Origin of the sequence: Desulfurispirillum indicum S5, assembly GCF_000177635.2 — a bacterium.
In the GTDB taxonomy this organism is placed as follows: domain Bacteria; phylum Chrysiogenota; class Chrysiogenetes; order Chrysiogenales; family Chrysiogenaceae; genus Desulfurispirillum; species Desulfurispirillum indicum.
The window spans coordinates 2,581,866-2,603,485 of sequence record NC_014836.1 but is presented as its reverse complement, the minus strand read 5'-3'; the positions used below and the strand labels follow the sequence as shown (position 1 = coordinate 2,603,485).

19 protein-coding genes are annotated in these 21,620 nt (G+C 55.1%); 4 read left to right on the top strand and 15 right to left on the bottom strand.

Going from position 1 to position 21,620, the window contains the following annotated elements:
• Positions 1 to 47: 47 nt before the first annotated feature.
• The 5 genes from SELIN_RS12160 to SELIN_RS12140 all read right to left on the bottom strand — a co-directional run bounded on the left by SELIN_RS12160 (position 48) and on the right by SELIN_RS12140 (position 7,245).
• On the bottom strand, positions 48 to 1,400 hold the full coding sequence (locus tag SELIN_RS12160; RefSeq protein WP_013506943.1) for an MATE family efflux transporter: 1,353 nt from the start codon (positions 1,398 to 1,400) through the stop codon (positions 48 to 50).
• Between the two features lie 311 nt (positions 1,401 to 1,711).
• Positions 1,712 to 2,272 carry a DUF6624 domain-containing protein gene (locus tag SELIN_RS12155; RefSeq protein WP_013506942.1) on the bottom strand — a complete coding sequence of 187 codons (561 nt, stop codon included), beginning with the start codon at positions 2,270 to 2,272 and terminating at the stop codon, positions 1,712 to 1,714.
• Between the two features lie 166 nt (positions 2,273 to 2,438).
• The gene (locus SELIN_RS12150) at positions 2,439 to 2,819 is read right to left on the bottom strand and encodes a hypothetical protein (RefSeq protein ID WP_013506941.1); all 381 of its coding nucleotides are present in this window, start codon (positions 2,817 to 2,819) and stop codon (positions 2,439 to 2,441) included.
• A 254-nt stretch (positions 2,820 to 3,073) separates the two neighbouring features.
• Positions 3,074 to 6,124: an efflux RND transporter permease subunit gene (locus SELIN_RS12145; RefSeq protein ID WP_013506940.1), complete on the bottom strand. Its 3,051-nt coding sequence runs from the start codon at positions 6,122 to 6,124 to the stop codon at positions 3,074 to 3,076.
• Positions 6,125 to 6,126: 2 nt separating this feature from the next.
• Positions 6,127 to 7,245 (bottom strand): efflux RND transporter periplasmic adaptor subunit, encoded by a 1,119-nt coding sequence (locus SELIN_RS12140; RefSeq protein ID WP_013506939.1) that lies wholly within the window; start codon positions 7,243 to 7,245, stop codon positions 6,127 to 6,129.
• Positions 7,246 to 7,428: 183 nt separating this feature from the next.
• Here SELIN_RS12140 and SELIN_RS12135 point away from each other — a divergent pair, with 183 nt between their 5' ends.
• A complete protein-coding gene (locus tag SELIN_RS12135; RefSeq protein ID WP_013506938.1) occupies positions 7,429 to 7,860 on the top strand; it encodes a MarR family winged helix-turn-helix transcriptional regulator in 432 nt (143 codons plus the stop codon).
• A gap of 277 nt (positions 7,861 to 8,137) precedes the next feature.
• Positions 8,138 to 9,226 (top strand): alpha/beta hydrolase, encoded by a 1,089-nt coding sequence (locus SELIN_RS12130; RefSeq protein WP_041726981.1) that lies wholly within the window; start codon positions 8,138 to 8,140, stop codon positions 9,224 to 9,226.
• Positions 9,227 to 9,280: 54 nt separating this feature from the next.
• Here SELIN_RS12130 and SELIN_RS12125 read toward each other — a convergent pair whose 3' ends face one another.
• The 4 genes from SELIN_RS12125 to SELIN_RS12110 all read right to left on the bottom strand — a co-directional run bounded on the left by SELIN_RS12125 (position 9,281) and on the right by SELIN_RS12110 (position 13,193).
• Positions 9,281 to 10,282 carry a hypothetical protein gene (locus tag SELIN_RS12125; protein ID WP_013506936.1) on the bottom strand — a complete coding sequence of 334 codons (1,002 nt, stop codon included), beginning with the start codon at positions 10,280 to 10,282 and terminating at the stop codon, positions 9,281 to 9,283.
• A 418-nt stretch (positions 10,283 to 10,700) separates the two neighbouring features.
• Complete coding sequence (locus SELIN_RS12120) at positions 10,701 to 11,222, bottom strand: GNAT family N-acetyltransferase (RefSeq protein WP_013506935.1); 522 nt, start codon at positions 11,220 to 11,222, stop codon at positions 10,701 to 10,703.
• Between the two features lie 293 nt (positions 11,223 to 11,515).
• Positions 11,516 to 12,061 carry an MAE_28990/MAE_18760 family HEPN-like nuclease gene (locus SELIN_RS12115; protein WP_232218772.1) on the bottom strand — a complete coding sequence of 182 codons (546 nt, stop codon included), beginning with the start codon at positions 12,059 to 12,061 and terminating at the stop codon, positions 11,516 to 11,518.
• Between the two features lie 82 nt (positions 12,062 to 12,143).
• A complete protein-coding gene (locus SELIN_RS12110; protein WP_013506933.1) occupies positions 12,144 to 13,193 on the bottom strand; it encodes a DUF262 domain-containing protein in 1,050 nt (349 codons plus the stop codon).
• 61 nt (positions 13,194 to 13,254) lie between these two features.
• Between SELIN_RS12110 and SELIN_RS14910 the strand changes: the two genes are divergently transcribed.
• A protein-coding gene (locus tag SELIN_RS14910) for an IS5 family transposase (RefSeq protein ID WP_156788070.1) occupies positions 13,255 to 14,092 on the top strand; the annotation gives its coding sequence in 2 pieces (ribosomal slippage) (positions 13,255 to 13,659 and positions 13,661 to 14,092; 837 coding nt in all).
• Between the two features lie 120 nt (positions 14,093 to 14,212).
• Entirely contained in the window at positions 14,213 to 14,575 is a 363-nt protein-coding gene (locus SELIN_RS15160) for a hypothetical protein (RefSeq protein ID WP_156788074.1), read from the top strand.
• 103 nt (positions 14,576 to 14,678) lie between these two features.
• Here the strand turns inward: SELIN_RS15160 and SELIN_RS12095 are convergent, their stop codons facing one another.
• The 6 genes from SELIN_RS12095 to hemE form a co-directional block, all read right to left on the bottom strand.
• Positions 14,679 to 16,859 carry a RelA/SpoT family protein gene (locus SELIN_RS12095; protein ID WP_013506932.1) on the bottom strand — a complete coding sequence of 727 codons (2,181 nt, stop codon included), beginning with the start codon at positions 16,857 to 16,859 and terminating at the stop codon, positions 14,679 to 14,681.
• Positions 16,860 to 17,030: 171 nt separating this feature from the next.
• Positions 17,031 to 17,438: a thioredoxin family protein gene (locus SELIN_RS14235; RefSeq protein WP_013506931.1), complete on the bottom strand. Its 408-nt coding sequence runs from the start codon at positions 17,436 to 17,438 to the stop codon at positions 17,031 to 17,033.
• A gap of 18 nt (positions 17,439 to 17,456) precedes the next feature.
• Positions 17,457 to 18,383 (bottom strand): hydroxymethylbilane synthase, encoded by a 927-nt coding sequence (gene hemC, locus SELIN_RS12085; RefSeq protein ID WP_013506930.1) that lies wholly within the window; start codon positions 18,381 to 18,383, stop codon positions 17,457 to 17,459.
• Positions 18,380 to 19,639, bottom strand: a complete 1,260-nt coding sequence (gene hemA, locus SELIN_RS12080) for a glutamyl-tRNA reductase (protein ID WP_013506929.1) — start codon at positions 19,637 to 19,639, stop codon at positions 18,380 to 18,382. Before hemA ends, hemC begins: the two co-directional genes overlap by 4 nt.
• Entirely contained in the window at positions 19,636 to 20,448 is an 813-nt protein-coding gene (gene ccsA, locus SELIN_RS12075; RefSeq protein ID WP_013506928.1) for a cytochrome c biogenesis protein CcsA, read from the bottom strand. Before ccsA ends, hemA begins: the two co-directional genes overlap by 4 nt.
• 79 nt (positions 20,449 to 20,527) lie before the next feature.
• Positions 20,528 to 21,547, bottom strand: a complete 1,020-nt coding sequence (gene hemE, locus SELIN_RS12070; protein ID WP_013506927.1) for a uroporphyrinogen decarboxylase — start codon at positions 21,545 to 21,547, stop codon at positions 20,528 to 20,530.
• Between the last annotated feature and the right edge of the window lie 73 nt (positions 21,548 to 21,620).

Below are 21,620 nucleotides of genomic sequence, written 5' to 3'. Positions count from 1 at the left end.
TGTGATCACCTGGGCCCCGGCGTCACATCTGCCGGATGGATATATGCCTATACCTCTCCAGACAATCTTTTGTAAATCCTGCGAACCAGCAGGAACGCTACGCCAAGTGACAGCACTTCCGCCAGTGGGATTGCCAGCCAGACACCATGAATGCCGAAAAATACTGGCAGTACGGTGACTCCGATCAGCAAGAATACCAACCCGCGCAGCACCGAAATGACGAGTGAATTCTTCGCTTCACCCAATGCGGTGAAGGAGGCAATGATCAGCATATTGAGCCCGTTGGCCAGAAACACGAAAGCAAAGAGGTGCAAGCCCTCGGCGGCAATCTGAAACGCCTGGCTTTCGCTGCTGTCGAAGAACAGCAGGATTGCGTGGCCCCCAAATACCTGCAGCAGGATGAATATCACGGTGCCGATGCTCGTGTTGACCACTGCGGCAAAGCGGAAGAAGCGCTTGACACGCTCATAATTTCTGGCGCCGTAATTATAACTCAGCACCGGGATCAGGCCATCTGAAATACCCAGGAACAGCAGCACACCCATGAAGTTGATGTAGTTGATCGCCGTGAACGCGGCCACCCCATCGGCTCCCAGAAGCCGCACGACAGTGAGGTTGATGATCAGGATAGTGGCTGCCGCCGCCATTTCTGAAACGCCTTCCGATGAGCCGTTGTAGGCGGCGCGCAGCAGGAGTGGCAGGCGAAAACGACCTTTCAGCATTGAGAGCCGCTGTTTGGGGTTGAAGGTAATACTGCCGGAGATCAGCAGTCCCACGGTGAAGGCCACCCCTGTGGCCGTGCTTGCTCCAGCAGTTCCCCAGTCCAGCCCGATCACAAAGTACAGGCTGAGCAGTACATTGATCACAACGGTCAGCGACATGATGACCATGGAAAACCTGGGGTGCCCCAGCGCTTTGAGCATGGCATCGGAATAAAAACACAAACTCAGCGGCAGGATGAACGGCGTCAGCCCTGTAAGGTAGGCAAGGGAGAATGGCAGCAGTCGCTCGTCAGCGCCCATCAGCCTGATCAGAGGTTCTGCGAACAGCAGCAGCAACACCGTGGCCATTGCGCTGATGCCCACCATGGCCTTGAAGCCAGTGGACATAGCGTCCTGCGCCTTTTCGGGATTCCTGCGCCCCAGCTCCATACTGACCAGGGTCTGGCTCCCGATACCGACGATCAGCGCCAGCACCATGATGATGCTGAAGAGTGGCAGGATGATGTTTATTCCGCCCAGGGCGTCCGGACCCAGATGATTGCCCACCACAATACCATCCACCAGGCTCTGCAAGCCAAAAAACACCATCGTGACGATACTTGGCAGCGCGTATTTCAGGAAGACCCGGCTGACCGGGGCTTGCTCTAGAAAGTGCTTGTTATCTGAAGTGATTTTCATGGAGTGAAATCCCTTTCTGCCAGGCTCGCAGGCAGCAATGGATGAAACGAATTGTCTCTGTGAGGAGTGACCTTGCAGGGGAGCGTGACTCTCTGCAGCGCCGAAAAAAGCCTCTGGCGACAAAGTGGGTAGATCTTGACAGCCTGGGAATGTAGTTTGCGTAGACACTTTTGTCAATATGAATAGTCGTGTGGCTTGTGGCTCAAGGAGTTATTCTGACGCTTCAGTTGAAAAAAAGCAAACGCGGCAACGGGCAGGCAGTTTCGGGTCGCCGGTATTCGCCTGGAGGGGAACAGGTGCAGGCGCTTGGGTCAGCCGGTATCGCACTTTTTCGTGTTGGCACTGCTGGCGCGACGCTTTCGCTCCTGCTCAGCCATTTGATTCTGGCGTTCCTCAAGGGAGTTCAGCCCGAGGCGCGCACGGCGTTCATCAACCGCAGCAGCATCCTCAATGGGCAATGGTATCGGCCAGCCGTTTTCGTCAACATCAAACTGCGTTCCGTAGTACTGTGGCCGACCAGATAACGTCCGCACCCGATCGTGAAGGAATGCCAGCTGCCAGCCAGGCGCATCTGCTCTTGCAACGGCATCTTCCAGAAGGACGGCACACTCCGCCATGAATTGCGGATCTGAAACGGAATGCTGGACGATGAGCCATGCCGCCTTGGCGGCTTCTTCCCCGACCAGTGAAATGCCGGGCCAGCCGTGGCAGTCAATAATCTCTTTCAGGCGGGAAGTATTCCGCTCATGCAGGGCTCTCATTCGGGGGTGATACGACTCAGAAGGGAGCTCGCCGGAGTCGAAAAGCCGCTGCAGTACGTGCTGATCCTCCTTCATCATGGCGATCAGTTCATCGGCAGGATGGTGATACATGGGTTCCTTCCACTGTGCCGTTCGGGACTCTTTCGTTGAGAAGAAGCTCCCCTTTCTGCACATTCAGTTCACTTGCGGTCAGGGGAGCGCTTTGTTCAAGGTTACGGGTTCGGGAAACTCGCTTGTGTAATCCGGGATGCCAAGGTGCTGATGGGTTTATTGCGGACTACTCACTCGGTATCCTGTCCACAACCCATTGCACGAGTTCTTCAGGGGTGTTATCCAGACTTATGCTTGCCAGAACTTCCGTCGGCTTCGTGCTGCACTTCGGAAAGCAGTCCTGATATTCAAAGTTCGTTGAAGAGCTTGGTTTGACTATCAGTAAATAACGACTCTGGTAGCCTGGAAACTCCTGCATGTGTTTAATCGTTCCATGGAGAAGGGTGTCCCAGTTTTCCGGAATTGATGGTGGAAATGGAATGCTCGCCGTTACACCGCAGTCCATTGCATACGAAGCTGCGCTGCCAATATCATCGGGAGTTGCGCCACTTCTCAATCCAAGCATGTTCAACAGAATGTTTCCCCATTGTCTCTTTGTAATAGCCATACATTTCTCCTGTTTTCGGTTATGGAAGGTCTGGAAGCAGTTCTTTCAGTTCAGCTGTTCTGAAGTGGTAACATTCTGTTGGAAGAAATGGGACTATACCGTCTTGGAATGTGGTGGTGCTGACAAGTGAAAATGTACCGATCAGTCCTGGTTGTGTCAATTGTTATATTCCTGGAATTCATGCATTGCATGATTCTTGTTCAAGGACAAGGGGCATAAATGCAACGGAAGAGACGGTTCCTGCTCCGTTCCTTTCATCTGGGCCACCAGCGCTTCGCTGAGAGGCACTGAACGAGGTCGTCAACTATCTCATAGAGCACCGGGATCACCAGCAGGCTCAGGAAGGTGGAGGTGATGAGGCCGCCGATCACGACAATGGCCATCGGCGCGCGGAAGCTTGGGTCGGCGCCGAAGCCCAGGGCAATGGGCAGCATTCCGGCGCCCATGGCCAGCGAGGTCATCACGATGGGACGTGCGCGTTTGCGGCAGGCGTCCAGCAGTGCGTCAAGCCGGGCCAGGCCATGATCACGCTGTGCCATGATGGCGTATTCGACCAGCAGGATGGAGTTTTTGGTGGCGATACCCATCAGCATGACCATTCCGATCATGGCGGGCATGCTGAGGTGGGTGCCGGTCAGGAACAGCGCCAGGATCGTCCCCGGAATGGACAGCAGCAGTGCCCCGAGGATGGTCACTGGTTGCGCCCAGGCATGGAACAGCAGTACCAGTACGATGTAGATGCAGGCCACGCCTGTGCCCATTGCCAGCAGGAAGCTCCGGCCCAGTTCGTTGGATGTTTCCGCCTGACCGATGTCGTGCCTTGTCAGGCCCGGTGGCAGGTGCGACAGGCTGGGCAGCGCGCTGGCGCGCTGCTGTACATCGCCCAGGGCCTGGCCGTCCAGCTCGATTTCGAAGTTCACGTTGCGCAAGCGGTCGAGGCGGTTGATCTGCGCCGGACCGCTGGTGATTTCGATGTCCGCCACGTCACGCAGTGGTACCGGGCCCCACGCGCCCGGTACCGTGAGTTGGCGCAGCAGTTGGAGATCCCGCGTGGCTTCGTCGGGCAGCCGCACGATGATGGGTATCTGGCGCTGATCGAGGTTTAATTTGGGCAGGAACTGATCGTAGTCGCCTTGCGTTGCCACGCGCAGGGTTTCCGCGATGGCATCGGTGTTTACCCCCAGGTCTGCCGCTCGCGCGGTGTCCGGGCGCACAATCAGCTCGGGACGCTGCAGGCCTGCGCTGCTGGTTACCTGGCCGATTCCGGCCAGTCCGCGCAGTTCCTGCTCCACGGTGGCCGCGTGCTGCGCCAGCAGCTCGCTGTCCTCGCCTGAGATCGCCAGGGTATAGCTTTCGCCCGCGGCCATCTTGATACGCGCACCGGCAACCGCGTGCAGGCGCGTGCGCAGTTCGCGCTCTATGTCCTGCTGGCTTACGCCCGGGCGTTCCTTGCGTGGTGTCAGGTTCAGTGTCAGCTGGGCTGTGCGGGACTCGGCGGCACCGCTCATGGGGTTGTCTCCCGCACTGCCGCCGCCGATGGCGGTGTAAACCTGCTCTACATGCGGGTGTGTTGCCACGATGGCGCGCGCCTCATCGGCGATCGCTCGCGTCTGCGCGTAGGTGCTGCCCGGCGGCAGCTCGACGCTGATCATGGTCTGGCTCAGGTCGCTCGGCGGCATGAAGTCACCTTTGATGGCGCCCGTGAGCAATGGCACGCTGCAGACGAGGATGAAGGCCGCTGTGATTGCCAGCGTGGCGCTCTTGTGGGTGAACGCCCAGCGCGCGACCCGCAAGTACGTTGGTATCCAGAAAGGCTCGACATGGGGACGGGTGGGTTTCTTCAGCAGGTAGGCCGCCATCATCGGCGTGAGTAGCCGTGCCACGGCCAGCGAGATGAGCACGGCGATGGAGGCCGTCCAGCCGAACTGTACGAAAAACTTGCCGGCCAGGCCCTGCATGAAGGCGGTGGGCAGAAAAACGGCGATCAGGGTGAAGGTGGTGGCGACGACCGCCAGCCCGATTTCGTCGGCGGCCTCGCGCGCCGCCACGAGGGGCTCCTTGCCCCGCCCCATATGACGCATGATGTTTTCGACCTCGACGATGGCGTCATCCACCAGAAGGCCGATCACCAGTGACAGGGCCAGCAGCGTGATGATGTTCAGCGTGAACCCCATCCACTGCATGAACAGGAAGGTGGGAATGATGGACAGGGGCAAGGCTACCGCGCAGATGAGGGTGGCGCGCAGGTTGCGCAGAAAGAGACCCACCACCAGCACCGCGAGCAGGGCGCCTTCGATGAGCAGCGACAGGCTGCCCCGGAAATTCTCCAGAACCTGGTCAGTGGCGTTGACGGCCTCGGTGAGTTCGAGGTCGGGGCGTTCCTCGCGCAGCTCGGCAAGTGCCTGGCGCACGCCATGGGCTACGTCCAGGTCGCTGGCGCCGGTGGCGCGAAAGATCTCGAAGCCGACCACTGGCCTGCCGTCGAGGAAGGCGCCACTACGGCGCTCGGCCAGCGTGTCGGTTACGGTGGCGACCTGATCCAGGCGTACGACCTGGCCATCGGGCAGGGGGATCTCCATCGCTGCCAGTGCTTCGGCGGAGGACACCGTGGCGACAGTGCGCACCGTTTGTTCACCGCTACCCAGCCGGGCACGGCCGCCCGGGGCTTCGCGCTGCACCTGGGCGAGCTGCCGCGAAATATCGGCGGCGTTCAGGCGCCATGCCAGCAGTCGATCCGGGTCCAGTTCCACCCGCACTTCACGGCTCGCGCCGCCCACACGGATAATTGCGCCGACACCGGGCACAGCGAGCAGACGCCGGGTAATCTGATCTTCCACGAACCACGACAGGGCTTCCTCGTCCATACGCGAAGACGCCACCGTGTAGGTCAGGATCGCCTCGTTCTTGAACTCGATGCGGCTGATGACGGGATCGCGCAAGGCGGCAGGCAGATCGCCCCGCACCCGGGCCACGGCGGCACGGGTGTCGTCCAGAGCCTCCTGGGGCGGCTTCTCCAGGCGGAACTCTGCCGACACCGTGGCTACGCCATCCTGCACCACCGTATGCAGGTGTCGCAGCCCTTTCATGGTGGCCATGGCGTTTTCCAGTTTGCGTGCCACTTCGGTTTCCATCTGCGCCGGGGCTGTGCCGGGCAGGCTGGCCACCACAGTCACCATGGGCAGATCCACGTCCGGGAAGTGCTGAATTCTGGCACCATGGAACGCGAAGAGGCCCGCCACCGTGAGCATGGCGAACAGCAGGATGGCCGGGATCGGGTGGTGGATCGACCAGGCGGAGACGTTCATGCTCACTCCTTCAGCGCGGGATATGTATTTGGGCCTGCGGTCACGAGGCGTACCGTCACGCCATCGGACAGGAAGCCCACACCGGACTCGACGACCGGCGTGTCAGCGTCGATTCCCTCGCGGATTTCCACCCGGTCACCACGCCGGGCGCCCAGGGTGACCTTCTGCTGCCGCACCTGGCTGCCTTCGATGCGAAAGACATAGCTGAAGCCGTCGCGCAGCAGGACAGCGGTTTCCGGCAGCGTCAGCACCCGGTGCTGCGCCAGCAGAAATTCGCCGCGTGCGAACAGCCCGGCGCGCACCAGCGCTGAAGGATCAATATCCACGTACACAATGCCGGTGCGCGTGTGCGGATCAACCTGCGGCGAAACCCTGCGCACGCGCCCTTCAACAAACTGTGGAGCACCGAATGTGATGCGAACAGCCTGACCAGGTGCAATCTGCGTAAGCTCCGGGCCAGGCAGCTCGGCACGCCACTCCAGCCGGCCCTGGCGCTGCAGGCGCATGAGTTCCGCTCCGGCCTGCACAAGCGCGCCTTCGACGGCGGGTCGGGCGCTGATTACCCCCTCGTCCGGGGCGCGCACCTCGGTATACGCCAGACGCAGCGAATCCGCCTGCACCCGCGCGCGGGCGGCAGCCAGGCGCGCCTGTGCCGTCTCGGCAGTGGACAGGGCCTGGTCGAGGGCCTGGTCAGATAAGACATTGGTGCGCTGCAACGCCCGGGCACGATCGGCGGCACGCTGCGCCTGGGCCGCATCGACCTCGGCCTCTTGAAGTGCCGCGCGACTGGCGTTCAAGTCCGCTTCAAGCGTGCCGGGGTTAAGCTGCGCCAGAAGCTGTCCCTTTTCCACATGATCGCCGACATCGACCAGCAGGCGTGACAGCCGCTGTCCGCCAATTTCCGCGCCGATGATGACCTCCTGCCAGGCGGCGATGCTGCCGACGGCGTGCAGGGTTTGTGGCCACTGCTGTGCCGTGGCAAAGGTACGCTTGACCGTCAGCGCCGGTGCCGCAGAGGTGGGTGGGATGGAAGGAGCAGCACTGCGCATGCCCAGAAGCAGTGCGACACAGGCGGCGAAAACGCCAGCGACGACGAAGATGGTGACGAGGTGACGCTTCATGGCCGGAATATCCACTGATCAGTGGGAGTCGAAGTGGCGAGGACGCACTCGCACCGCTTGGATGTGGCTTTCATGGGGTTCTCCTTCGGCGAAAACGCGAGTCAATAATTCGTATTGCGAACCTATTATTGACTCGCATTGCGAACTATGTCAAGTTGAATTGCGATACGAAAGGAGACCTCAATGGAACAAGCCCCTCCATCCAACGAGGAACTGGCCGACGCACTTGTAGTAAGTTCCTTTGTCACGATGGCTGTCATCAATAAGATCGGTGCTGAAAACGACCTGTCCCTCTCGATGATTCGCGTCCTGGGAATACTGTGGGATCGGCGCCCGCGCATGGCAGAACTCGCCAAATACCTTGGTCTGGAGAAACAGACGATGTCGGGACTGATCGCCCGAGCAGAAAAACGGGGGCTGGTGGCGCGAGCGCCAAATAAGGAGGATGGGAGAGCGACGGATGTGTTCCTGACGAGTGACGGAGTCGAGCTTGTAAAGCGGGTACGTGCCCAGGCTCAGCAGGCACTGGCACCGATTATCGAAGGGCTCAGCGCACCGGATCAGCAGCTTCTCCAGGAACTGCTTCTGCGCATGCTCGAAAGCCGGAAGGGCTGACAGCCTGCTGAAACACCTGAAATCAAGCAGGCGATGGGAAGCTCAGGCAATGGAGTTCTTCCGAAATTATATAGGTGCCCTGTTCGTGATTATCATGAAACACAGAAAAGAAGAGGGGGTTGGTGTGTTTCACGCCCGTTTGCTACGCTCATTCAAGACACGGAGTCACCATGGAGATACGTTTATGAATCGGCAGATCCGCTCCCTTGCTTCCATGTTCGTCTTTGTGGCCACTGGGCTGCTGGGAATGGCAATGGGGTGTTCCGCGCAAACGGATATTGCTGTACCCACAACTCACCTTTCGGCTTTTCAGGCTTATACCGAAACGACACGGCAGTTGCTTGGAGCACAGCGCAGTTTTCAGACGGAAAATCCGCTCCATGAAATCGAGTGGAATGCTCCCTTTGAGCTCCACCCGCCCACGCCAACCACCAAAGCCATCCTGCTGGTGCATGGCCTGGGCGATTCACCCTGGTCTTTCACCGATGTGGCGCACCGTCTTGCTGAACAAGGCTATGTGGTACGCACACTGCTGCTGCCTGGACACGGCACCCAGCCCGCCGACCTGATCGGCATTCGGCTGGAAGACTGGCAACAACTGGTGCGTGAACAGATCAGCTTGCTGCAACGGGATTTTCCGGACGTCTGGCTGGGCGGCTTTTCAACCGGTGCCAACCTGGTGCTCGAATACGCCCTGGACGACCCTCAGATCCAGGGCCTGGTGCTGTTCTCCCCCGCGCTGCGTTCGAACGAGCTGTTTGACTGGGCCACGCCCTGGCTCGTACATATTAAGCCCTGGCTGCTTTCCCCTGAGAGGCACCCGCTGCAATCACCGCTTCGCTACCACATCGTACCCACCAACGGCCTGGCACAGTTCTACCGCAGCAGCGTGGCGGTGCGCAAAAGCCTGAAGGGTCGAACCTTCGACCGCCCAACGGTCATTGTGCTGGCCCAGCATGATTCGGTCGTCGATGTGCGTTATGTACGAAACATCTTTGAGCGCCATTTCACCCATGCTTCCAGCCGCTTGATCTGGTATGGGAGCCCCCCGCCCAGATCAACCTCCTCGGCACGCGTGCTGGTGCGCACCGATGTGTTGCCCCAGGAGCGCATCAGCCAGTTTTCGCACATGGGCATCCTGTTCTCACCTCAGAATCCGCTGTATGGGCGGGATGGCAGTGAACGCATCTGCTTCAATGGACAGACAGACGAGGACACCGCCCGCTGCCAGGCTGGTGATCCGGTCTGGTATTCCGACTGGGACTACCGTGAGCCGGGCAAGATTCATGCGCGCCTCACCTTCAATCCCTATTTTGATTGGCAGTCGCAGATTATTCAGGAGGTGCTGGCAGTGGCCAGTGATTGAGGCAACAGCTGGCGGTGCCGATAAAATGCAGCTCCTGGATGCGATATGGCATTTTTATGAAACCATCTCGCCGCAGAACAATCGCCTGGCCGTACCACTGCCTCGCACATAGTGCAACCCCCGCTCTCTGGCCGCATCGCGCAGACAGTGGTAGGCTCCTATAAAGGTTGGGAAGCTGCCACCTTCACCCCGCATCTGCCTGGTAAAGCGCTCACTGTCTATGCCCATGCGCACCAGAATCGGCGGCGCGTCCTCATCCATGGCGCTGGCCTTGTCGGCCCGCACATTGCGCGCCGTCCAGTCCACCAGTTCCATATAATCCAGGGTGGTAAAGGGCAGCAGAGCGTCATCAGTGCCACTGTCGTTAAAACCCAGTAAAGGCGGACACTGAGCCGCCGCCTCTTTCCCCAAAGCCTTTCCCCAGGCTCCTATGCGCGCCTGAATGGAAGAAAAGTCAGAATGCTCCGGTGAATCGGCAATCCCCGCCCGTATGGCATTCAGATCCACATAGGCCATGCACGTCAGCAGACCGTATTCATCCAGCAGCGCCTGGGTGCGAAATCGCCCCTCCCAGAAACGCCCCTTGCAGCCATCTTCCTTGTTGGCCTGCCGGGCAATCCACTCATTGAGACTGCGCATAAACCAGGAAATATCATACAGGCGGGGTCGAATATCCCGAATCAAAGCCGCCAGCATCTGCTCCTGCACCGTGCTGAGCTTCTGCCCCGCCAGGAACATCCTGATCAGCGGATTACCGGAAAAGAGCACATTCCAGCGTCCGAGTACCTCATGGTCAGACATCGCCTCCACCCGCTCCCGGTCAACCCGCAGCACCAGATGGTAGTGGTTGCTCATCAGAGCGTAGGCGCAGATATCGATGGCAAAGACCTCAGTCAGCATCCCCAGCCGATCCAGAATCCACTGCTTGCGATGATCAAAACTCTGCCCCGTTACGCTGTCGATGCCACACAGAAAGGCCCGCCGCACACAACGACTGACGCAGTGATAGTAGGGCGTGGAATCCAGGGCAATAATCTGACTTCTGGAAATGGTCATGGGGCACCTCCTGCTGGGAATTTGGTGGTTGAGTGTAGCGGATATATGGTGAGGCTATCACGGACAAAGTGGGTGTCCTTTAGCGCTCTGGCAGCTTCACGAAGATCCGGTTCCTTTTGGTCAGCGCGCCATTGAGCTGTCCAATAGACATGCGCGGTTATCGGCTGTGCATCCAATTTACACAGAGGCTCTTTCAGTGAAAGGCCTGTCACATCAATCTTTGTGCTCGCGCACCCACTTAGAAGAAAAATGATCAAAGATAAAACGATAAGTGAAACGCGCATAGTTTTCTGCTCTATACGGCTAATGTAGAGCTAACCGGCGCTGCGCAGCTCTATGACAAAGTGGGTGTCCTGTAGTGTGGCCGGTGTCCTTTAGTGTGGCCATAGTCATAAGCTCCCCTGATTTGTTATGTGTTTTATGTTCGTTCAATTGCCGTACCATTTGGAGTAAATGTTAATTTAATTGGAGAAATACACCAAAATAAATCAATATACTTAATTCCTAAACTATCAGGTGGATTGACTACACCTGTTGTTTGGAACCCCATTTTTAAATAAAAATCTTTTAATTCATCAAATTTATTCTCATTGACTGCACTTTGCAATATAATGTTTTGTTGTGCCAAAAATTTTATTTGATCTAATAGCGTTTTTGCAAATCCATTATTTCTAAATTTTGGGAAAACATATAAGGCACTAATTGACACTATGTCATTTGTTTGAGCTGTACTATCGTCAAAAGCCAAAAAATATTTTGGTACTATTTTAAAGTCATTATTTAATATATGATTATTCATAAAATACCTTGTTTCAAGTAACATGTCATTGATAGATGGCATACATTCTCTGTATCCTTCTAATAATGTTTTAAAAATTTCTGGTTCTTCATCTTTCCATTCTTGGTTTTCATGTTTTTTGACCATCATAAGTGGTTGCATTTCAAAATTCCTTTATACACATAACGCCGCCAACACGCGCAGCTTTGTAGTGGAGGCGAAGCCGTAACGAAAAAGCTGTCGCCGTGCTTGGCCTGGTTAAGTGTTCTCATATTCGCCATACCGCAAGAAAAGTAGATTATCACCAGTTCCAATCCTCCAATAGGACAAAGTGGGTGTCCTATTGTTTTGTGATGACGGCATCAAAGATCCTTTTGGTTTACTACTTGTGGATAACTCGGCTTTCTAACGCCCCCGTCAGGTGCAGCTGGCGCGCGTAGCGGGCCGGACATCACCTACAACGCGATGTTATGGGTTAAGTAAACTTTATCCTGAAAGCCTTCATTGACGGACAGAACAAGATCTGTTGCTAAATCTTGAACGAGCAAGGTGAAATCATCGACATCACTCTGTTTGACGGGAATACCCTCATCACCATGAGCGATAGAGTTTCTAAATTTCAATAGCTTATTAAGTGGAGTTTCATATTCAGAGCTAAGACATTTCAAACACAGTTTTTTTAATATAGTGTTTGTCACCTTCAAATTGGCATTTGACTCTGTATTGACAGCGGTACTGAAAACCACATGCCCCCGATACATATCGAACAAATTTCTAGATAACTTAGTTATCGTTCCAAAGTCCGTCTTTGGTGACTTGAATTTGGCGACATTGTCAGTTTGGTAGGATATGTAATGATCATGCAAATTTGAGAATGGAACGCGCTCTTTGTTTATTTCCTGTAAATAAAGAGCGACAGACTTCTTCAAAAAACCTTCCCATTCCGCATATATTCCTAAAATTGACTGACGAAGCAGGAAGTGCCGGTGCTCTGGGAGCATTGAGTAACGAAGGTGTACCGTTTTACACTTATACATCTTGCTCTGCAAAGCATCTAGCTCGCAACAGAGAAGCGATTGCAAATTACTCATTCGGTGCGAAGACCTCTATGGCTCTTTCAATTCTCTTTTTAACCCTTTCCTTGTAGTTAGATGCCACACCAGAAACCTTCTTGAACTCCTCATCCTCTTTGAGGGCTTCAATTTTTTCTCGGAGTTTGGCTTCACCCGCTTTCTCATAAAAATCAATGTTTCCAGCTACTCCATTAAAAACCCCGTCATAAAGACTGGTGGACAGCTGTCCATTTTTACCGCTTAGGGCGCTTCGACCAATCGGTCCTACAATTTCAACAACGCGATTAAATGCCTCCATCTTTCCCTCATAATCAACTTCTTTCCTTGTCGCCATTTTCATATACTCAGTCATATGATCTGAGAGGTTTTTATTAACTTTTTCATGATTCTGAAAGAGAGAAAAAAACCGAAGAACCAGCTCATCTAGGTACAGTTCATCTTTCTGTTTTTGCGTTGGCTGAATAAGCTCAGCAAAGTCATTTTTTGATGAAAGCTGTTTAATTAAGTTGGTAAACTCAACTGAAATACCACGAAATATGCAATTTCGTATTTCTTGATCAGTCAAGGGAGAGCCACCTGTATTCAATCTGTTAAAAAGCTCGTAACGCATATCATAATTACTATCCCATTTAACAACTTCAATTCGACATACTGAGCGCTTTATATTCAGCTGATATTTAACTGGGAGGTCTGCAACTTGAAGCCCTTCGAGCGACTCAACCACATCTCCGGCAACAAGAGCCCACCCATTCTTTTCAGGAGTGTGCTTAAGCATTCCGAAGTAAGAAAGTATTGTGGATAGCCTTTGAAGGCCATCTACAATCTCCCACCTGCCATCTGTGTCTTCGGCAACAAAAATTGACGGTATCGGAATGCCTAGAAGTATTGATTCGATGAACCTAGACCTTTGCTCTAAATCCCACCGGAACAATCTTTGGAATTCAGGATCAATAACTAGCTCATCGTTCGAATACATGTTCATTAGCTCGCCAAATGACATGTCGAGCCGATCAGCTGACAAACTGTTTCGACCGCTTAGAGCTTGTCCATAAATAATCATTGACCATCATGATAGTTTGCTATAGAATGATTCAGTGAGAGATCATTCATGGCGGTGATTTATGTCTAAAGTGCAATCATGGGAAGTCTCAGATGCTTTCTGGCAAAGAGTTGAGCCTTTGCTGCCAATCCAGCAAAGAGATCTTGACAAGGTCTACAAGCGCAAGCCTGGTGGTGGGCGCAAGCGACTTAACCCCAGGAAGGCGTTTTCCGGCATTGTCTATGTTCTGCGCACCGGTTGTCAGTGGAAAGCGATACCCAAGGAGCAGTTTGGTTGCGCCAGTGCCGTGCACAAGTACTTCATTGAGTGGAGTAAGGCCGGTGTATTCGAAGCTATTTGGCGTCAAGGGCTGGCTGAGTACGACGAGATGGAGGGAATTGCCTGGGAGTGGCAAAGCATAGATGGCGGAATGTACAAAGCACCAATGGCTCTTGAAACCGTAGGGAAGAACCCGACGGATCGGGGAAAAAAACGGGAGCAAGCGTCATGTCCTGGTGGACGGTCGTGGCGTCCCGTTGTCCATCGTCGTAACCGGAGCGAACCGGCATGATGTGAGCCAGCTTGAAGCTGTTCTTGATGGCGTAGTCTTCGAGAAGCCTGCAGAGCAGGAGCAGCATCTTTGCGCAGATTGTGGCTACAAGGGAAAGCAGGCGCTCAGCAGCATTCTTCAGCGCGGATACATACCCCATGTAAAGCAGCGAAAAGAAGAGATCGAGGACAAGAAGCGTGACCCATCAAAGAAGGCGAGGCGCTGGATAGTGGAAGCATCTATTTCCTGGTTCAACCGTTTCAGGAAGATTCATGTGCGCTTTGAGAAGCTTGAGGTCACTCACTACGGGTTGACGTGTCTTGCGGCAGCCATAATCACATACAGGAAAATCGGCGTAATTTATGGATAAGTTCTTAATCTTTGGTATGAAAACCTATCAGTACAAGATGGCGAGATAGTTCAAAAGCTAAACTTGAGAGAGACAGCAAAAAACGCTGCTAGTTCGCCCCAGTCTCGGCGAGCAACGAAAATGGATTTTTCTCTACAAAAGGCAGCTCGTCTTAATTGGCCTGTAAGAGTAATAATTTGTGACGGTGGAAGAAGAGATTCAAGTGCTACTAAGTCAAGTGCTGATAGACGACTTCTTGATATCGAGCAATGGTATGTAAAGAGCTATAGCTCAGATTCCGGTGATTGTGTTCTCGTTCGTGGTGTGCCAATTGATTTATTCATTGATCAATTCAATATCGAAGGATTGCCTGCAGGCGAAGCAAAGAAAAAAACGGGCGCGTTTTTGAGTCCTTTTTGCGCGGTCAAAAAGGGCAATATCCACAAACGAAAACAGGAGTGCCAGATGAGTCAAACATGCAAAATCAATACTGTCTTGGCGTGATAAGTGTCAGTATAATGATGCCTTAACCCGGGATGGTGCAATGCGAAACTTCAGCTCATAACAACACCACCTGAAGCCGAGGTGGCAGGGTGCGGAACTTCCGTTATTTCACTTCCAGCACAAAATCGAGCCCCTTGACCCGGTTGCGGATGTGGGTCAGCTGGTCCTTGTGGTTGACTTCAATGGTGAATTCCAGCAAGACTTCAGCGCGGTTGATGTCCTGCTTGACCATGCGGATATTGGTGATATTGGCCTTGTTGTCGCCCAGCACACTGCTGACTCCGGCCAGGACTCCAGGCTGATCCTTGCACAGAACAGTGAAATTCACGGCATAGATATTTTTTGTGGCGGCTTCACTCCAGCTGGCTTCGATCAGGCGCTCGCTGAAGGCGTCTCGCATCTGGGGGCAGTCCTGTTTGTGGATGCTGATGCCACGGCCATGGGTGACATAGCCGATGATGGGGTCCCCGGGCAGGGGGGAACAGCAGTTGGCCACGCGGATGAGAACATCAGAGATGCCCTTGATTTCAATGGTCGAGCCGCGTACCGATTCCTGATGGCGCTCTTTGGCCCCTTCGAAAACTGCTTCATCCTTATGCTTGCCGTGCTCATCCTGCTGTTGGCGTTTGGCGATATCGTCCTCAAAAAGCCGCTCCAGCAGGGTCTTGCAGTTGATCTTATACAGGCCCACGTTGCGGTAGAGTTCATCAAGGCTGGGCATGTGGGAGAGTTCCAGCAGCTTGCTACGGTTCTTGGGGCCGATGCTGTCCAGGGATTTGCGGTAGCTGCGCAGTCCCTTTTCCAGAATATCTTTGCCGCTTTCAATGGCCTTCTGGCGTTCCACTTTGTTCAGATATGAGGTGATGCGGATTCTGGCGCGGTTGGTGCGCACAAACTTGAGCCAGTCCTTGCGGGGGTGCTGCTTGTCGCTGGTGATGATTTCCACGGTATCGCCGTTTTGCAGTCGATGGCGAATGCCCACCATCTTGCCGTTCACATAGCCGCCGGTGCAGTGGTAACCCACTTCCGAGTGGATGGTGAAGGCGAAATCCAGGATGGTGGACTCATCGGGAAGCTCGATGGTGTCTCCCTTGGGGGTAAAGACGTAGACTTCCTTGACGTAGAGCTCCTGGCGCAGGGCCTTGAGGAACTCGCTGGAGTCCTCAAACTCAGCTCCCCCCTCCAGGATGCTCTTGAGCCAGGCAAAGCGCTGCGTCTCGTCATTTTCGGGGTGGACACCTTCCTTATAGGCCCAGTGGGCGGCAATCCCTTCCTCGGCGATCTTGTGCATTTCCGCCGTACGGATCTGGAATTCCACCTTGAGGCCTTCCGGGCCGATAACCGTGGTGTGCAGGGACTGGTACAGGTTCGACTTCGGGTTGGTGATATAGTCCTTGAGGCGATTGGGAACGGCGCGCCACAGCCGGTGAATCTCCCCCAGAACCAGGTAGCAGTCAGAGACTTTCTCGGTGACGACCCGCAGGGCCAGCAGGTCGAAGAGCTCTTTTGGAGAGACATTCTGTCGCTTGATTTTCTTGTAGATGCTGAAATAGTGTTTCGGCCTGCCGTGCACCTCGCAGGTGATACCCAGACTGGCCAGGTGCTCGCTGATCCTGGCGATGAGCTCATCCACATAGCTCTTGCGGTCACCTTCCCGCGGCTCCACTTCATTGCGGATCATGGCAAAGGTTTCTGGATCAAAGTGTTCCAGGGAGCGATCTTCCAGTTCGGTTTTCATCCAGTTGATCCCCAGGCGATGGGCCAGAGGAGCATAGATATCCAGGGTTTCCTGGGCGATGGCCTTGCGCTTTTCCTCGGGCATGTACTCCAGTGTGCGGATATTATGCAGCCGGTCGGCCAGTTTAATGAGCAGGACACGGATGTCCTTGGCCATGGCGATGAGCATCTTGCGCAGGGTTTCGGCCTTGACGTCGGAGGACTTGTTGCTCTTTCCCACCATGGTCTCAATTTTGGTAACACCGTCCACCAGGAAGGCCACATCGTGGCCGAATTGCTGCTGGAGCTCTTCAAATGTGGCCGTGGTGTCTTCTATGGTGTCGTGGAGCAGTCCGGCGGTGATGGTGTAAGGATCGAGATTCATGGTGGCGAGCAGATACGCGACTGCCAGGGGATGGCTGATGTAGGGCTCTCCCGATTTGCGCATCAGGCCCCGATGGGCCTGGGCAGCGTAGATATAGGCTTTATTGATAGGAGTGACGTCAACATCTTTGTGGCGCTGGCGTACTTCCGTGATTATATCGTTGATGCGGATCATCTGAGCCATGGAGTACCTCGTAAATCAGGAACACTTGTATCTTTTTTGCCATGTTTTCGCAAGTGATGGCTTCGGGTTGTCCTGATATGTCGCTCCGGGAATTCATGCTGCTGAAAAATGCAACGGACCCTCTTTCATGGGAAAGAGGGTCCGGGGGGGATATGGAAGAAAATACCGGATTCAGCGATGTGCCCGCTGAATAAATTCCTGTACTTTACGGTCGAAGGCACTGGCTTCCATAAACCCGATGTGCCGGTCGATCTCCCTTCCGCTGGGGTCAATGAAGACATAGGTGGGAATAGCGCGAACGCGATATTCCGCCGAGAGCTGGCGATCCACATTGGTGTCTACCATCACGACGCGCAGCGTGTCCTGGTAGTCGGTGATCGTGCGATAGACGGTGGGCTTCATCTGTACACAGGTTGGGCAGCCATCGCCGCCAAAATCAAGCAGAACGGGCATGCCGGAAGCCAGGGCTGCCTCCACTTCGTGGGCCATGCTGATGCCGGGTTCCGAGCGATCAGCACCACAGCCGCTTATGAGCAGGAGAACTGCAAGCAGACTCAGTATTGCGAGTACGTTTTTCACGGAGAACCTCCCGCAAGATCAATTGTTATGATAGACCACGGACAGAATTGCCCGTGCGCCACTGTTGAGCATCTGATTGGCCAGGGTGACCCCCAGCTCTTCAGGGTTATTCCCCTCCAGCTGCCCCTTGACCACTTCTTTGCCATCTACGCTGGCAACCAGGGCGTTCAGGAAAACGCTGCCATTCTCCTTTGGAACAGCATATGCCCCGATGGGCACCTGGCAGCCTCCCTCCATGGTACGCAGCAATGCCCGCTCGGCCAGAACGCACTGGGTGGTGACCGGGTGTCTGAGGAACTCCAGTCGCTCCTTCAGGGCGGTGTCGGCGCTTCGCACCTCCAGGCCGAGGGCGCCCTGGCCAATGGCGGGAATCATGACTTCCGGAGCGATGTACTCTTTGACCAGGTGCTCCAGCTCGAGGCGTTTCATACCGGCGGCGGCCAGGATTATTCCGTCCATCTGGCGCTCTTCCATGCGCTTGAGGCGGGTCTGCACATTGCCCCGGATGGAGACGATATTCCAGTGGGGATAGAGGGTCAGCAGCTGGGCCTGACGGCGCAGGCTGCTGGTGCCGATGGTGACGTCCTTCTGCTGTCCCAGTTCGGCCATGCTCTTGCCATTGCGGCTGATAAAGGCGTCGCGGGGATCTTCGCGCTCGGTTATGGCAAAAAGCTCAAGGCCTTCGGGAAATTCGGTGGGAACGTCCTTCATGGAGTGTACGGCAATATCAATGGTACCGTCGATGAGCTCATTTTCGATTTCCTTGACGAAGAGTCCCTTGCCACCGACTTTGGCCAGGGGAGAGTCGAGGATCTTATCGCCTTTGGTGATGATTTTTTTCAGCTCCACCTGTACATCGTCCCAGCGGCTTTCCAGCTCGGCCTTGATGTGCTCAGCCTGCCACAGGGCCAGCTGGCTGGCTCGAGTTCCGATAACTATCTTCATGAACGCTCCAGATCAAAGAGTTTTTTAAAGGTTTCCACATAGAGGGCACTGTTTTCATCATCGCTGAGCAAACGCTTGATGTTGGTCGAAGGAGCGTGAAGAAACTTGTTCATCAGGCGTCGACCGAAGCGCTCCATCTCCTGACGCATTTCGGCAGAGAGTTTGCTGGCGCTTTGTTCAAGCTCGTTGGCGAGAATACCTTCCGCGTTGGCGCGAAAGGCTACAATATACTGACTTATGTCGCGAACTTCAAGCCACTGGAGGTACTGGGCGGTTTCATGTTCAATTATGCCCAGGGCCTTCTCTTTTTCGTGAATGCGGGTGCGCTTGTTTTCTTCCACCACTTCCTGCAGGTCGTCAATATCGTAGCGATAGGCCATGGGAACGTCGTTGACCGATTCCTCCACATCACGGGGTACCGCGATATCGATAAAGAACATGGGGTTTTCCATGCCCCGCTTTTTAATGGCGCGTCGGGCCATATCTTTGGTAATGACGGGTTCCTGGGCGCCGGTGGAGCAGATGACGATATCGCAGGTGTGCAGATAGTCTTCCAGCTTGTCCAGTGTGCAGGCGGTGCCGCTGAACATGGTGGCCAGTCGCTGGGCTCGTTCCAATGTTCGGTTGGCGACAATGAAGTTTCTGACACCGTGGGATGCCAGATGGCGGGCGGCCAGCTCACACATTTCGCCAGCTCCGATAAGCATGCACTGCTTTTCATCAAGTTTTTCAAAGATCTTGCGGGCCAGTTCAACGGCGGCAAAGGAGACACTGACCGCGTTCTGGGCAATGCCGGTTTCGGTACGCACCCGCTTGGCGGCTTTGAACGCTCTGATAAAGAGCTTTTCCAGCTGTGGCAGCTTCTGCAGTTCGCGGGCCGCACGGTAGGCATCCTTGACCTGCCCCAGCACCTGGGGCTCGCCCAGCACCATGGATTCCAGGGAAGAGCTGACCCGGAAGAGGTGGTTGACGGCATCGGCGCCGGTGAAGAGCTGGGCGCAGCTCTCCAGACTCTGGAGTTCAAGCTGCGTGGCCGATTGCAGGTAGGAATAGATATGTTCAATGGTCTGTTCAAGGTCCCTGGACGTTCCATAAATTTCCACGCGGTTGCAGGTGGAGACGACGACCACTTCTTTCAGGCCCAGAGCCGCTGGGTCGCTGTGGATGGCCTGCAGGGTATCCGGGCCGAAAGCCAGGCGTTCACGGAATTCGACGGGAGCGGATTTATAACTGAAGCTTAATGCAATCAATGTCATAGCTGGTTCCGGGGGAAGATATGTCCAACGCCAAAAAGGGCCAGGATAATGAGGAACAGGGAGCCGATGACCGCGTACGAAGACTGGCGTGGATCCATGACCCCCAGTTTCGCAGTGAAATAGAGCGATCCGTAAATAAGCCAGGTGACAAAGGAGACCAGAACCTTGGGGTCACCGCTGAGCACACTGAGGCCGTAGAGCTGGGTGCTCCAGTAGAGGGAGACGAGAATTCCTGCGGTATAGCTGAGAAAGCCCCACAGCAGCGCCTGGTTTTTCAGGCGGATCAGCGAGCCGATACTGGGAATGCGATGGAAGAGGGCTCCCTGTTTTTTATTTTTCAGCTGGTCTTCCATGATCAGATAGAACACCGCGGTACAGGCACACAGGAAAAAAAAGGAAAAGGCAATGGTCACAAGGAGAATATGCAGGGTGAACAGGGAGGACTGCAGGGCTTCAGGCAGGCCGAGGTGTGGTTCACTCATGACCAGCTGGCTGGCGGCGGCAAAGGCGACCAGGGGCATGACAAAGGTGCCGGAAATGGCGAAGCGGTGCTGGTGAGAGAAGATGAGGAAAATGACCAGAATGCAGGCGGCAAACAGCGAAAGCATTATCAGGGGATTTTCCAGGGGAAAGTATCCCGCGTCACGTATGATGATAGCCATGGGGAAGAGCTGGAAGATAAGCCCGCAGGTGGCAAAAAGATATGCAGCCCGCTCTGTGAACTGCGTATCTTTGCTGATATAGCGGAAGAAGAAGATACAGGAGAGCAGATAGGCGATGAAGCTCGCATGCTGAAGGGCACTGACCATGGCGAAATTTCCTTCTCATGCACAAAGGAACCTCCCGTCAACAACAGCACCGTAGTCGACGGGAGGCCCGTTATGCGAATCAGTTAATGGGGTACTCGTGTACCAGTTCCACAACCATTTTGACATTATCGACAGGGGTTTCCGGAGTGATACCGTGGCCGAGGTTGAAAATAAAGCCCTCGCGGCCGTTGTTGCGCCCCAGGATATCGAGCACGCGCTCCTTCAGGAGCTTCTGGTCTGCAAAGAGCAGGGTGGGGTCGAGGTTACCCTGTACGGAGAGATTTCCCGCACGCTGGCGCGCGTCATCCAGGGGGATGCGCCAGTCCAGTCCCATCACATCAGCGCCCGTGGACATCTGAGATTCCAGCAGATGGGCGTTGTTGCCGATGAAGAAGATAATGGGCACACTGCGGTTGAGCTGGCCCATCAGACTCTTCATGTGGGGCAGCACGAAGTGGTCATAGTCCTGGCGGGAGAGGATGCCGCCCCAGGAATCAAAGATCTGGATCGCATCGGCGCCAGCGGCGATCTGGTTGTTCAGATACTCAGCGGTGACCACCACAAAGGCGCGCATCAGGTCGGAGAAGAGGGCCGGGTCGCTGTACATCATGCGCTTCAGGGTGGGGTAGTTCTTGCTGCCAGCGCCTTCCACGGCGTAGCAGGCCAGGGTGAAGGGAGCACCGCTGAAGCCGATCAGCGGAACATTGCGGCTGGCCAGCTCCTTCTTGAGCAGCTTGATGGCGTCATAGACAAAGGTGACTTCTCCGGCGGCATCCAGGCGCAGGCTGTCTACGGCCTGGCGGGTCCGGATGGGGTTGGCGATAACCGGTGCCGGATTGAACGCCAGATCCAGGCCCATGGGTTCGAAGGGAACCAGGATATCCGAGAAGAGGATGGCGGCGTCAGTGCCGATGATATCAATGGGCTGGACCGTTACCTCGCAGGCCACCTCCGGCAGTTTACACATTTCCAGGAAGGAGTAGTTCTTGCGCACGGCGCGGTATTCGGGCAGGTAACGGCCTGCCTGGCGCATGAACCACACGGGGGTGCGGCTGACGGGTTTGCCGTAACAGGCATTGATGAAATCGTAATTTGGCATGCATTCCTCACTTATTCAGTAATTGAAACGGTAGTACCGCAGACGTTCTCCTGAGTTGCCGGAAGGTCATGTT